The sequence below is a fragment of the Piscinibacter lacus genome (genome assembly GCF_016735685.1).
In the GTDB taxonomy this organism is placed as follows: Bacteria; Pseudomonadota; Gammaproteobacteria; order Burkholderiales; family Burkholderiaceae_C; genus Aquariibacter; species Aquariibacter lacus.
This window is the reverse complement of record NZ_JAERRA010000002.1, coordinates 386668-399398: the sequence shown is the minus strand read 5'-3', so window position 1 is coordinate 399398 and position 12731 is coordinate 386668. Positions and strand designations below refer to the sequence as shown.

Below are 12731 nucleotides of genomic sequence, written 5' to 3'. Positions count from 1 at the left end.
CCTGCGGGATGGCCGCCTCAGGCGGCGCGGAGGAAGTCGATGACCTGCGCCTGCTGGGCCGGATCCACCAGGGTCGGCGCATGGCCGACACCGGCGAAGTCCACCCGGCGGGCGCGCGGGCCGCGCTGGGTCATGGCCTGCGCCGTCTCGGGGCTCAGCAGGTCGGATTCGGCGCCACGCAGCAGCAGCGTCGGCATGTCGAGGCGCTCGTAGCAGCTCCAGAGCCAGGCCTCCACCGCTGCGACCTGCTGCGGCGCCACCGCGCGGAAGGGCAGGGCGATGGCCGGGTCGTGCTGCGTGGTCCAAGGCCCGGCGGCTTGCGGGTCGTCGGCGGCGGTGCGGGGCTGCACGCTGGCGGCCTCGCCCGCGCGCAGGGCGGCGGCTTCGGCGGGCGGCGTGTCGCGCAGGCGCTCGGGCAGCAACTGGTGCAGGCTCAGCGCGCGCCAGTCGGCCTCGCTGTGCGGGCCGAAGCCCAGGCCGATGCTGCGCAGCCAGGCCACGCCCTCGTCCAGGCTGGCGAAGCTCGGCCGCTCGCCGACGTAATCGCCGATGCGGGCGATCGCCTGGGGGGCCAGCACGGGGCCGACATCGTTGAGCACCAGGCGCCGGATCAGGCCCTGGCCGCGGCCGTCGCGCATGGCGCCGACGACCATGCCGATCAGCCCGCCCATCGAGGTGCCGACCCAGTCCACCGGCCCCACCGCCAGGCGGCCCAGCAGGGCCACCAAGTCGGCGGCATAGGTGGGCAGGCCATAGCCGGCCGGATCGCCCAGGCGGTCGGAGCGGCCGCGGCCGACCACGTCGGGGCAGACCACGCGATGCGTCGGCTGCAGGGCGCGGGCCAGGGCGTCGAAGTCGCGGCCCTGCCGGGTCAGGCCATGCACGCAGACGGCGACCGGCGCGGCCGCACCGGCCGGGCCGGTGCAAGGCCAGTCCCACCAGGCCATGCGATGCAGGCCGCGCGGGTCGGCGCAGAGGAGGTGGTGCAGGGTCGGTTCGGTGGCGGGCATGGCGGCGGCGTGCGGCGGATGGGGCAGCGGCCGCGGGGGCGGCGGCTGCGCTCAGGCGCCATGGTGCATCAAGCGGCCGGCCGCTCCGGGACAGGGTGGCAGGCGACTTGCAACGCGCAGCGGGAATAATCCCGGGCCTTCACCGCGAGACCGGCGTCGCCGCCCTTCGCATCCACCCCCGACAGGAGTGTTCCCATGTTGTCAGGCAAGACCGCCGTCGTGACCGGCTCGACCAGTGGCATCGGCCTGGGCATCGCGATCGAGCTGGCCCGCCAGGGCGCGAACGTGGTGCTCAATGGCTTCGGCGACAGCGCCACGCCCTTGGCCGAGGTGCGCAGCCTGGCCGCCGCCGGCGCGCAGGTCGACTACCACGGGGCCGACATGAGCCGGCCGGCCGAGATCGCCGCGCTCATCGCCTTTGCCGAGCAGCGCTTCGGGGCGGTCGACATCCTGGTCAACAACGCCGGCATCCAGCATGTCGCGCCGGTCGAGGATTTCCCGGTCGAGAAGTGGGATGCCATCCTCGCCATCAATCTCAGCTCGGCCTTCCACACCATCCGCGCCGCGCTGCCCGGCATGCGGGCCCGCAACTGGGGCCGCATCGTCAACATTGCTTCGGCCCACGGCCTGGTGGCCTCGGCCGGCAAGAGCGCCTATGTGGCGGCCAAGCACGGCCTGGTGGGCCTGACCAAGGCCGTCGCCCTGGAAACCGCGACCACCGCCATCACCGTCAACGCCATCTGCCCGGGTTGGGTGCTGACCCCGCTGGTGCAGAAGCAGATCGACGACCGCGCCGCCCGGGAGGGCATTCCCCTGCGCCAGGCCGAGCAGGAACTGCTCGGCGAGAAACAGCCGTCGCTGCAATTCACCACGCCGGCCCAGCTCGGCGAGCTGGCGGTCTTCCTCTGCTCGCCGGCCGCAGCCAACGTCAAGGGCCAGTCCTGGGCCATGGATGGCGGCTGGACGGCGCAGTGAGGGCGCCGCCCCGCCTCAAGGCAGCAGGTGCACGCTGCCGCTGACGGTGACGCCGACCAGGCCCTTGCCGGCCTCCACGGGCACCGGCGCGTCAGCGGCCATCACGGCCATCTCGGCGCGGCGAAACATCGGCCGCGGCGGCGGCGTGCTCCCGCCGGCCTCCAAGCGCAACTCGCCCAGGGCGTAGCCCGAGAAGCCGAAGGCCTGGGCGGTGTCGGCCGCCTTCTGGCGGAAAGCGGCGATGGCCTGGGCGCTGGCCTCGGCCTCGTGGCGGCGCGCCGTGTCGCGCGCGATCGAGGGGCTGACGCCGATCACATTCAGTCCGCTGAGCTTGCCGGCCGTCTGCGCGATGCGCGCGCTGTCGCGGCCCTCCAGCACCAGCTCCGCCTGGCCCTGCCAGCCGTTGATGCGGCCATCCTTGCCGTAGCGCGGGCTCAGGTTGAAGCCACCGGTGCGGACGATCAGGGCCTCGCCCTCGGCGGCGGCCCGGGCGGTCTTGAGCGCAGCGTCCAGCGTCTGCTTCAGCGCCGTCTGCACCTGGGCGGCCTCGCCGCCTTCGCGCACGGCTTGCAGGGTGAGGGTCAGCCAGTCCTGCACCACCTCGACCTGCGCCTCGGCCTGCAAGTGCACCAGGTTGCGCGGCGGCGTAGCCTGCGCGCTGGCGGCGCTGCTGCCCAGCAGGGCCAGGGCCAGCAGCAGGGGGCGGGGAAGGCAGACGAGGGACGGGGGCATGCGGGGCTCCGGCAGCGGATGGGGGTGCACGGTCGACAGGCCCTCCGACCCGCCGGTTCCGTGAGCGTCTTCGCATCCTGCCTTCACCCGCAGCCGCCCGGGGTGGCAAGATATGTAACAGGCCGCTCCCGTCGGCATGGGCGCGCCCGCCACTGCATACCATTTCGCGCCCCTTGCGCCCATCCCGGGTTGCACGGTCCGCCCGAACAATGACCGCCGAAGCCAAGACCCGTCCCAACCGCATCGTCGTCGTCGACGACGACGCCCGCATCCGCGATCTGCTGCGCCGCTACCTGGCCCAGGAGGGCTTCGACGTGCTGCTGGCCGAGGACGGCAAGGTGCTCACCCGCACCCTGACCCGCGAGGCGGTCGACCTGATCGTGCTCGACCTCATGCTGCCGGGCGAGGATGGCCTGTCGATCTGCCGCCGCCTGCGCGCCGCCAACGACTCCACGCCCATCATCATGCTGACCGCCAAGGTCGAGGATGTGGACCGCATCGTCGGCCTCGAAGTGGGCGCCGACGACTACCTGCCCAAGCCCTTCAACCCGCGCGAGCTGCTCGCCCGCATCCATGCCGTGCTGCGCCGCCGGCCGGCGCCCGAGGCGCCCGGCGCGCCCTCGCGCGAAGCGCAGACGGTGAGCTTCGGCCCCTTCGAGTTCGACCTGACCCTGCGCCGCCTCACCCGCGACGGCGAGAGCATCCCGCTGACCACCGGCGAGTTCTCCATGCTCAAGGCCCTGGTGCGCCACCCGCGCCAGCCCCTGGGCCGCGACAAGCTCGCGCAGCTCGCACGCGGTCGCGAGTTCGAGCCCTTCGACCGCAGCCTCGACGTGCAGGTCTCGCGCCTGCGCAAGCTGATCGAGCCGGACCCGGCCCAGCCGCGCTACATCCAGACGGTCTGGGGCGTGGGCTACGTCTTCGTGCCGGACGGCTCGGCCTGACGGGGCCTGAGGCATGGCCGACGCGCCGGCCCCGGCCCGCCCCCAGGTTCCGCCCACCGGCGAGGGACTCACGCGTCCGCCCGGCGTCGAGGCCCTGCCCAGCCCGCGGGTGCCACGCCTGGGGCCGCTGCGCCGCCTGGCGCTGGCCCTGGGCCTGCCGCGCAGCTTCAGCCTCTTCGTCCGCACCCTCGTCCTGCTGGGCCTGCTGCTGGTGGCCGAGCTGGCCTTCTGGCTGCCGGCGCTGCGCTCGCTCGACAACGAGCCGCGCCGCGCCCTGGCCGCGCAGCACATTGCCAGCCTTGTCCACCTGACCGAGGCCGCGCTGCGCGACACCGACCCGATCGACCGCGTCGCCCGCCTGCATGCCCTGGGCGCGGGCGCCGGCCTGCGGGTGCGGCCGCGCGAGGCGCTGGACCGCATCGAGCCCTATGCCATCGACCGCGACAGCCGCGCCCTGGTGCGCGCGCTGCATGCGCGGCTGGGCCCCGAGACCCTGATCGCCCGCTCGGTCGACGACCAGCCCGGGCTGTGGGTCAGCTTCATGATCGGCGGCGAGCCCTGGTGGCTGCGCAGCGAGATGCCGCCGCCGCCGCAACTGCCCGACAGCCCCTGGACCTGGCTGCCCGGCCTGCTGGCCTTGCTCGGCACGGTGCTGGCCTCGGCCCTGATCGCGGTGCTGATCAACCGGCCGCTGCGCCGCCTGTCCTTTGCCGCCAGCCGCCTCCGGGGTGGCGAGTACGAAGAGTCGCGGCTCGACGAGGACACCCCGACCCGCGAGGTCCGCGAGGTCAACCGCGGCTTCAACCGCATGGCCCGCGAGCTGGCCCGGGTCGAGGAGGAGCGCACGGTCATGCTGGCCGGCATCAGCCACGACCTGCGCACCCCCCTGGCCCGGCTGCGGCTGGAGGCCGAGATGAGCGTGGCCGACGACGAGGCCCGCCGCCACATTGCCGAGGACATCGACCAGCTCGACGCGACCATCGACAAGTTCATGGACTACGCCCGCCCGGGCGGCGCGCGCCTGCAACCGGTCCACCTGGCCGGCGTGATCGACCGCGAGATCGCCGCGCTGCGCGACAGCCCGCTGATCCGTGTCGAGTCGCGGGTGGCGATCGACACCCATGTGCTGGCCGACGAGCTGGAACTGGCCCGCGTCTTCGCCAACCTGTTCGAGAACGCGCGCCGCTACGGTCGCAGCGCCGACAGCGGCATCGCCGAGGTGACGGTGGCCTATGCGCGCAGCGGCCCCTGGGTGGAGATCACCGTCAGCGACCGCGGCCCCGGCGTGCCGCCGGCCGTGCTGGAGCGGCTGACCACGCCCTTCTTCCGCGGCGACCTGGCCCGCACCGCGGCCACCGGCGCCGGCCTGGGCCTGACCATCGTCGACAAGACCCTGCAGCGCATGGGCGGCCGCTTCCGCCTGGACAACGGCGAGCCGGCCGGCCTGGTCGCCACCATCCGCCTCAAGCGCGCGGCCTGAGCGGCCGGCCGCGGCTCAGGCGCCGCCGACGTTGCGCATCCAGTCCGCCGTCTGCGCAAAGGCCTGGGCCAGGCGCGGTTGCAGCGGTTCGGGCACCTCGCAGTCGCGCATGGCCTGGGCCATGCAGGCCAGCCACTGGTCGCGTTCGCGGATGCCGATGGGGTAGGGCAGGTGGCGCGCCCGCAGGCGCGGATGGCCGAAGCGCTGCACATACAGGTCCGGCCCGCCCAGCCAGCCGCAGAGGAACCAGAACAGCTTGTCGCGCGCGCTCTCCAGCGTCGGCGGGTGCACCGCGCGCAGCGCGGCGTAGTCCGGCTCCAGGTCCATCAGGTCGTAGAAGCGGTCCACCAGCAGGCGCACGGGGGTCTCGCCGCCGAGCAGCTCGAAGGCGGTGTGCTGGTGCAGCGGGCGGTCGTCGTGGTTAGGCAGCATGGGCGGGAGTGTCGCCCAGCCCCGCGCGGCCGGCCGCCTCAGTCGGGCGCCAGGCGCCGCGCCAGCGGCGCAAAGGCCTGCGCGGCCGGGCAGCCCGGCAGGCGCTCGATCAGCAGCTCGCGGCGCTGCACCGCCTCGCGCACCGCCGGGTCGGCGGGCAGGTCGCCCAGCAGTTGCAGCCGCACCGGATGGCCGGTCAGCGGCAGCACATAGCGGTCGACCACGGCCTGCAACTGCGCGGCGATGCCGCGCCCGTCGCCGCTGCGCGCGACCTGGTTGACGACCAGGCCCAGGCGCTCGCGCTGCTGCTGGTGGGCCAGCACCTTGATCGTCGCGTAGGCATCGGTCAGCGCGGTCGGCTCGGGCGTGGCGACCACCAGCACCTCGTCGGCCAGCGAGACGGTGTAGAGCACCACGTCCGAGATGCCCGCCCCGGTGTCGAGCAGCACCACGTCGAACATCGGCCGCACCTGCTCGATCACGCCGAAGAGCTGCTCGCGCAGGTCCGGCGTCAGCCGCGAGTACTCGACCAGGCCCGAGCCGGCCAGCAGCACGGTGAAGCCGCCGGGCGCGGGCAGCAGGGCCTCGACCAGGCTGCTGCCGCCGGTGAAGACATCGTGCAGCGTGCGCTGCGGCGCAAGGTTCAGCACCACGTCGAGGTTGGCCAGGCCCAGGTCGGCGTCCAGCACCAGCACCCGCAGGCCGCGGCGGCTGAGCGCGGCGGCCAGGTTGGCGCTGATGAAGGTCTTGCCCACGCCGCCCTTGCCGCTGGTGACTGCGATCACGCGGGCCGGCCGTCCCGGCCCCAGCTCGGCGAAGCGCGCGGTCGGACCCTCCGTCGGCGCATCGGCGGGGCGGGCAAGGTCGGTCGGCACGGCAGGCATGGTGGGCAGGTGGATTCGGGCGTCAGGGGGTGGGGGAGGGGGGCGATCAGTCGGAGGCTTCCGGCGGCCCGCCGGGCACCTCGGGCGCGTCGCGCGCCGCGGGCGGCGGGGGCGTGCCGAAGAGCAGCGCCCGCTCGTCGGCGCTCACCCGCGTCAGCGCCGGCTGCAAGTCGGTCGGCTCGAAGCAGCTTCGGTTGCGGCCCTCGGCCTTGGCGCGGTAGAGCTGGGCATCGGCCCGCGCCAGCCAGTAGCGCGCGGCCGAGCGCACCCAGGCCGGCGCATAGGCGCCGCCGACGCTGACGGTGATGCGCAAATGGCCGCCACCGGGCAGCGGCAGGCTGCGGCCGGCCAGGCGGGCACGCACCCGCTCGGCCACCGTCTCGCCGAAGGCCGGCGGGCAGTTCGGCAGGATCAGGGCGAACTCCTCGCCGCCGATGCGCGCCACCGTATCCATCGGCCGCACCGCCTGTTGCAGGGTCTGGGCGACGGTTTGCAGCACGCGGTCGCCGACCGGATGGCCGTGCAGGTCGTTCACGCGCTTGAAGTGGTCCAGGTCCAGCAGCAGCAGCAGGGCCGATTCCCCGCTGCGCGCCACGCGGTCCAGCTCGCGGTCCAGCGCCAGCTCGAAGCTGCGGCGGTTGAGCGCGCCGGTCAGCGCATCGCGGCTCGACAGCTCGCACAGGCCGTCGACCAGGGCTTGCAGCCAGGCGATCTCGCCCGCCGTGGCCGGCTCGGGCAGCGCAATGCCCGCACGCTGCAACAGGGCCAGGGCATGGGCCAGGTGCAGGGCGCGCGGCGCATCGGCGGGCGGGGGGGTGTCGGCCAAGGGGAAGGCGGGGCTTGAAGGGGCAGGGGGGCGGCCGGGCCATGGCCCGTCCCGGGGCGCCGGCCCGGCCGGATCCCGCAGCCAGTCTAGGACCGGCCGCCCCGCCGCATCGGCCAATCTGGCCCGGCGCCACCCCGCAGTTCCCGGCCTGCCGCAGCCATCAAGCCGGACAGACTGGCTGCCGATAAGAGGGCGATGCCGTCTCCCTCGGCCTGCCCTGGACCCGCCCGATGAGCCTAGACCTGAGCGTTCGCGAACCGCCGCATCCCGCCGAGCGGGAGTTCGTCTTCGCGCCGGCCGATTTCGAGCGCGTGCGCCGCCTGATCTACGCCCGCGCCGGCATCAGCCTGGCCGAGAGCAAGCAGGCCATGGTCTACAGCCGCCTCTCGCGCCGCTTGCGCGACACCGGCCACGACAGCTTCGCCGACTACCTGCTGTGGCTGGAGCAGGCCAGCGGCCCGGCCGCCGAGGACGAGTGGCAGGCCTTCGTCAATGCCCTGACGACCAACCTGACCGCCTTCTTCCGCGAGGAACACCACTTCCCCGTGCTTGCCGAGCGCCTGCGCGCGCTGCGCGGCACGCCGCGCCTGTGGTGCGCGGCGGCCTCGACCGGCGAGGAGCCCTATTCGCTGGCCATGACCCTGGTCGAGACCCTGGGCCCCGGCACCGGCGGCCGCATCCTGGCCACCGACATCGACACCCGCGTGCTGGCCACCGGCCAGCGCGGCGTCTACGAGCATGAGGCCCGCGGCCTCAGCCCCGAGCGGCGCGCGCGCCACTTCCTGCGCGGCACCGGCGCCAACGCCGGCCGCATCCGCATCAAGCCCGAGCTGGCGCGGCTGATCGACTTCCGCCCCTTCAACCTGATGAGCAGCGCCTGGTCGCTGGGCGAGCCCTTCGACGTCGTCTTCTGCCGCAACGTGATGATCTATTTCGACGCGCCCACCCAGCGCCGCGTGCTCGAAGGCATCCACCGCGTGCTCAAGCCGGGCGGCCTGCTGTTCGCCGGCCATTCCGAGAACTTCGGCGATTCGCGCGACCTCTTCCGCCTGCGCGGCAAGACCATCTACGACCGGGTGGACGGCTGAAGCCCCACCGCCCCTGCGATGAACGGACCCCCCCGATGAGCCTGGCCGCTGCCACCGCCCCCCCGCCGACCGGCCGCTCCGACGAGCGCCTGCAGCGCCTCAAGGCCCTGCCGCGCAAGCCCGGCCAGGCCGGCTTCTTCTTCTACGACGCGCACTTCCGCATCGAGGCCGTGAAGGTGCTGCCCGGCGAGTACTTCGTCTACGACGAGGACATCCTCATCGTCACCACCCTGGGCTCCTGCATCGCCGCCTGCCTGTGGGACCGCGAGCGCCGCATCGGCGGCATGAACCACTTCATGCTGCCCGAGCAGAACGGCGTGGGCGCCGGCATGGACGGCGGCCGCTACGGCAGCTTCGCCATGGAGCTGCTGATCAACGAAATGCTCAAGCGCGGCGCCTCGCGCCTCTCGCTGGAGGCCAAGGTCTTCGGCGGCGGCGCCGTGCTGGGCGGCATGACGACGATGAACGTCGGCGAGCGCAACACCCGCTTCGTGCTCGATTACCTCAAGACCGAGCGCATCCCCGTGATCAGCCAGGACGTGCTCGACATCTACCCGCGCAAGGTGGCCTTCTTCCCGGCCAGCGGACGCGCCATGGTCAAGCGCCTGGCCGCCACCGCCGCGCCCGACCTGCTGGCCCAGGAACGCGCCGCCGCCAAGGCCCCGGTGCCGGCCGCCAGCGCCGCCGGCTCGATCGACCTGTTCTGAGCCCGCGGACGAGGAGACCCCGCATGAACCCCATCCGTGTCGTCGTCGTCGACGATTCCGCCCTGGTCCGCAGCCTGCTCACCGAGATCATCAACCGCCAGCCCGACATGCGCTGCGTCGGCGCCGCGGCCGACCCGCTGGTCGCGCGCGAGATGATCCGCAGCCTGGCCCCCGACGTGATCACCCTCGACGTCGAGATGCCCAAGATGGACGGCCTGGACTTCCTGGCCCGCCTGATGCGGCTGCGGCCCATGCCGGTGGTGATGGTCTCCACCCTCACCGCCCGCGGCGCCGAGACCACGCTGCGCGCGCTGGAGCTGGGCGCGGTCGACTTCGTCGCCAAACCCAAGATCGGTGTGGCCGACGGCCTGCGCCAGCTGGGCGCCGACATCAGCGAAAAGATCCGCGCCGCCGCCCGCGCCCAGATCCGCAAGGCCCCGCTGCCGCTGCCCGCCGTGGCCGCACCGGCCCCCGCGGCCCCGGCCGCCGCGGCGCGGCCCATGGGCCGGCTGTCGACCGAGAAGATCGTCTTCCTCGGCGCCTCCACCGGCGGCACCGAAGCCACCCGCGAGGTGCTGACCCGCCTGCCGGCCGACTTCCCCGCCGTCATGATCACCCAGCACATGCCGCCGGGCTTCACCACCAGCTACGCCCGGCGCCTGGACAGCCTGTGTCGCATCCGTGTGGCCGAGGCCGAGGACGGCCAGCGCGTGCTGCCCGGCCATGCCTACATCGCCCCGGGCGGCCTGCACCTCAGCGTGGAGCGCAGCGGCGCCAACTACATCGCCCGCGTGCACGACGGCGAGCCCGTCAACCGCCACAAGCCCAGCGTCGACGTGCTGTTCCACAGCGCCGCCCGCGTCGTCGGCCCCAATGCCCTGGGCGTGATGCTGACCGGCATGGGCGCCGACGGCGCCCGCGCCATGCGCGCCATGCGCGAGGCCGGCAGCTGGAACGTCTGCCAGGACGAAGCGAGCTGCGTCGTCTTCGGCATGCCGCGCGAGGCCATCGCCGCCGGCGCGGCCCATGCCGTGCTGCCGCTGGGCCAGATCGCCGAGGCGCTGACCGAGCAGTTGCGCAGCACGGCGGGCTTGTCGATCAACCGGGTTTGAGGCTTGCACCGCCCCTGAACTCGGGGGCGGGCGCTGACCTATGCTCTCCGCGTCAAGGACAAGAGAGCGTGGCGCATGGCCGGGACGGATTGGTCAAGGATTGAAGTCGAGCTCATCGTCAGAGACTATCTGTCGATGTTGGCGTCCGAACTGGCTGGTACCGCCTACAGCAAGACCGCGCACCGCCGCGCGCTGGCAGATCGACTTGAAGGGCGATCGCACGCCTCGATCGAGTTCAAGCACGCGAACATCAGCGCGACACTGCTCGATGCCGGCTTTCCCTACATCCCAGGGTACAAGCCCCGGTCGAACTACCAGGGTCTGCTTATCGATGTGCTGGGAGAGGAGCTGTCTCAGGCCTCGCAACTGCAGGCAGTGGCGGCCGACGACGCCGATCGACCCATCGTCGTTCCCGAGGTCGAAGACATCCTCGCCGTGCTGGCGTCAGCGCCCCGACGCTCCGCCGACACGCGCTCTGTTCGGGAGGCGGTACCGCCACCGCTGCGTCTGACGACCAACTACGTCGAGCGCGAGGCCCGCAACCGCTCACTTGGTGCAGCAGGCGAACTGTTCGTGCTGAATGACGAGCGTGCGCGACTCATCCACAGTGGACAGGAGCGGCTCGCAGCAGCCATCGAGCACACCGCAAAGGTTCGAGGCGACCACGAGGGCTACGACATCCTGTCTTTCGAAGCCAGCGGCGCCGAGCGGCTGATCGAGGTCAAGACGACGAAGTACGGTGCCGAGACGCCCTTCTTCGTCAGCCGCAATGAAGTGAACACCTCGGCGCGCCAGGCCGAGCTTTATCAGGTCTATCGCCTCTTCAACTTCCAGCGCGCGCCCAAGCTTTACACCCTGCCGGGCGCCATCGGTCAAACCTGTAGCCTGTCCGCCGCCACCTTCCTGGCCTCGCCCCGCTGAGGGCCCCCGCCTCACTCCCACTCAATCGTCGCCGGCGGCTTGCTGCTCACGTCATAGGTCACGCGGTTGATGCCGCGCACCTCGTTGATGATGCGTGACGAGACCTTCTTCAGCAGGCTGTAGGGCAGCTCGGCCCAGTCGGCGGTCATGAAGTCGCTGGTCTGCACGGCGCGCAGGGCGACGACGTAGTCGTAGGTGCGGCCGTCGCCCATCACGCCCACGCTCTTGACGGGCAGGAAGACGGTGAAGGCCTGGCTGGTCAGGGCGTACCAGCTCTTGCCGGTGGCCGGGTCGAGGGTGGCGCGCAGTTCTTCGATGAAGATGGCATCGGCGCGGCGCAGCAGCTCGGCGTAGTCCTTCTTCACTTCGCCGAGGATGCGCACGCCCAGGCCGGGGCCGGGGAAGGGGTGGCGATCGACCATCTCGGGCGGCAGGCCCAGGGCCACGCCCAGGGCGCGCACTTCGTCCTTGAACAGTTCGCGCAGCGGCTCCAGCAGCTTCAGGCCGAGCTGCTCGGGCAGGCCGCCGACGTTGTGGTGGCTCTTGATGGTGGTGGCCTTCTTGGTCTTGGTGCCGCCGCTTTCGACCACGTCGGGATAGATGGTGCCTTGGGCCAGGAAGGTCGCGCCCTTGTGACCCGCACCGCCCGCCTTGAGCTTGGCGGCCTCGGCCTTGAAGACGTCGACGAAGAGGCCGCCGATGATCTTGCGCTTGCGCTCGGGGTCGGTGACGCCGGCCAGCGCGCCGAGGAACATCTCGCTCGCATCGACGCGGATCACCTTGGCGTGCAGCTTACCGGCGAACATCTCCATCACGGCATCGCCTTCGTGCAGGCGCAGCAGGCCGTGGTCGACGAAGACGCAGGTGAGCTGGTCGCCGATGGCGCGATGGATGAGCGCGGCGGCCACGCTGGAATCGACGCCGCCGGACAGGCCGAGGATGACCTCTTCATCGCCCACCTGCTCGCGGATGCGGGCCACGGCTTCGGCGATGTAGTCGCCCATGATCCAGTCGCCCTGGCAGGCGCAGATTTCGCGCACGAAGCGCCGGAAGATGGCCTCGCCCTGCTTGGTGTGGGTGACTTCGGGGTGGAACTGCACGGCATAGAGGCCGCGCGCTTCGTCGGCCATGCCGGCGATGGGGCAACTGGCCGTGCTGGCCATGAGCTTGAAGCCGGGCGGCAGCTCGGTGACCTTGTCGCCGTGGCTCATCCACACCTCCAGCATGCCGTGGCCTTCGGGGGTGGCGAAGTCCTGGATGCCGTCGAAGAGCTTGGTGTGGCCGCGCGCGCGCACCTGGGCGTAGCCGAACTCGCGGCTGTCGCTCCATTCCACCTTGCCGCCCAGTTGCACGGCCATGGTCTGCATGCCGTAGCAGATGCCGAGCACCGGCACGCCGGCATCCCACACGGCTTGCGGGGCGCGCAGTTGCTGGTCTTCGTAGGTGCTGGCGTGGCTGCCGCTGAGGATGATGCCCTTGGCGCCGAAGGCCTTGATGAAGTCGTCGCCGACGTCGTTGGGGTGGATCTCGCAATACACCGCCGCCTCGCGCACGCGCCGGGCGATCAGTTGCGTGACCTGCGAGCCGAAGTCGAGGATGAGGATCTTGTCGTGCTGCATG

The 12731-nt window shown here is 72.2% G+C and carries 13 protein-coding genes; 7 read left to right on the top strand and 6 right to left on the bottom strand.

All coding sequences use genetic code 11. The annotated features are described in order from the left end of the window. Positions 1-17 precede the first annotated feature (17 nt). Positions 18-1010: an alpha/beta fold hydrolase gene (locus tag JI742_RS12120; RefSeq protein ID WP_201827228.1), complete on the bottom strand. Its 993-nt coding sequence runs from the start codon at positions 1008-1010 to the stop codon at positions 18-20. Between the two features lie 195 nt (positions 1011-1205). On the opposite strand from JI742_RS12120, the gene JI742_RS12115 reads away from it, so the two are divergent. Next, positions 1206-1985: a 3-hydroxybutyrate dehydrogenase gene (locus JI742_RS12115; protein WP_201827226.1), complete on the top strand. Its 780-nt coding sequence runs from the start codon at positions 1206-1208 to the stop codon at positions 1983-1985. A 15-nt stretch (positions 1986-2000) separates the two neighbouring features. Here the strand turns inward: JI742_RS12115 and JI742_RS12110 are convergent, their stop codons facing one another. Further along, a complete protein-coding gene (locus JI742_RS12110; protein ID WP_201827224.1) occupies positions 2001-2717 on the bottom strand; it encodes an SIMPL domain-containing protein in 717 nt (238 codons plus the stop codon). 209 nt (positions 2718-2926) lie between these two features. On the opposite strand from JI742_RS12110, the gene ompR reads away from it, so the two are divergent. Continuing rightward, positions 2927-3661 (top strand): osmolarity response regulator transcription factor OmpR, encoded by a 735-nt coding sequence (gene ompR, locus JI742_RS12105; RefSeq protein WP_201827222.1) that lies wholly within the window; start codon positions 2927-2929, stop codon positions 3659-3661. A 13-nt stretch (positions 3662-3674) separates the two neighbouring features. Next, positions 3675-5141 carry an ATP-binding protein gene (locus tag JI742_RS12100; RefSeq protein WP_201827220.1) on the top strand — a complete coding sequence of 489 codons (1467 nt, stop codon included), beginning with the start codon at positions 3675-3677 and terminating at the stop codon, positions 5139-5141. 15 nt (positions 5142-5156) lie between these two features. Here JI742_RS12100 and JI742_RS12095 read toward each other — a convergent pair whose 3' ends face one another. The 3 genes from JI742_RS12095 to JI742_RS12085 are packed head-to-tail and all read right to left on the bottom strand — an operon-like array spanning position 5157 to position 7283. Further along, the gene (locus tag JI742_RS12095) at positions 5157-5573 is read right to left on the bottom strand and encodes a group II truncated hemoglobin (RefSeq protein WP_201827218.1); all 417 of its coding nucleotides are present in this window, start codon (positions 5571-5573) and stop codon (positions 5157-5159) included. A gap of 38 nt (positions 5574-5611) precedes the next feature. Then, complete coding sequence (locus tag JI742_RS12090) at positions 5612-6457, bottom strand: MinD/ParA family protein (protein WP_201827216.1); 846 nt, start codon at positions 6455-6457, stop codon at positions 5612-5614. 46 nt (positions 6458-6503) lie between these two features. Beyond that, a complete protein-coding gene (locus JI742_RS12085) occupies positions 6504-7283 on the bottom strand; it encodes a GGDEF domain-containing protein (RefSeq protein WP_236677020.1) in 780 nt (259 codons plus the stop codon). A gap of 230 nt (positions 7284-7513) precedes the next feature. Between JI742_RS12085 and JI742_RS12080 the strand changes: the two genes are divergently transcribed. The 4 genes from JI742_RS12080 (at position 7514) to JI742_RS12065 (ending at position 11111) form a co-directional block, all read left to right on the top strand. Beyond that, the gene (locus JI742_RS12080) at positions 7514-8371 is read left to right on the top strand and encodes a CheR family methyltransferase (RefSeq protein ID WP_201827213.1); all 858 of its coding nucleotides are present in this window, start codon (positions 7514-7516) and stop codon (positions 8369-8371) included. A gap of 35 nt (positions 8372-8406) precedes the next feature. Further along, positions 8407-9078, top strand: coding sequence for a chemoreceptor glutamine deamidase CheD (gene cheD / locus JI742_RS12075; RefSeq protein ID WP_201827211.1), 672 nt, complete (start codon positions 8407-8409; stop codon positions 9076-9078). A 23-nt stretch (positions 9079-9101) separates the two neighbouring features. Continuing rightward, complete coding sequence (locus JI742_RS12070) at positions 9102-10190, top strand: protein-glutamate methylesterase/protein-glutamine glutaminase (RefSeq protein ID WP_201827208.1); 1089 nt, start codon at positions 9102-9104, stop codon at positions 10188-10190. 75 nt (positions 10191-10265) lie between these two features. Next, positions 10266-11111 (top strand): protein NO VEIN domain-containing protein, encoded by an 846-nt coding sequence (locus JI742_RS12065; protein ID WP_201827206.1) that lies wholly within the window; start codon positions 10266-10268, stop codon positions 11109-11111. A gap of 11 nt (positions 11112-11122) precedes the next feature. Here the strand turns inward: JI742_RS12065 and guaA are convergent, their stop codons facing one another. Next, positions 11123-12730 carry a glutamine-hydrolyzing GMP synthase gene (gene guaA / locus JI742_RS12060; RefSeq protein WP_201827204.1) on the bottom strand — a complete coding sequence of 536 codons (1608 nt, stop codon included), beginning with the start codon at positions 12728-12730 and terminating at the stop codon, positions 11123-11125. Between the last annotated feature and the right edge of the window lies 1 nt (position 12731).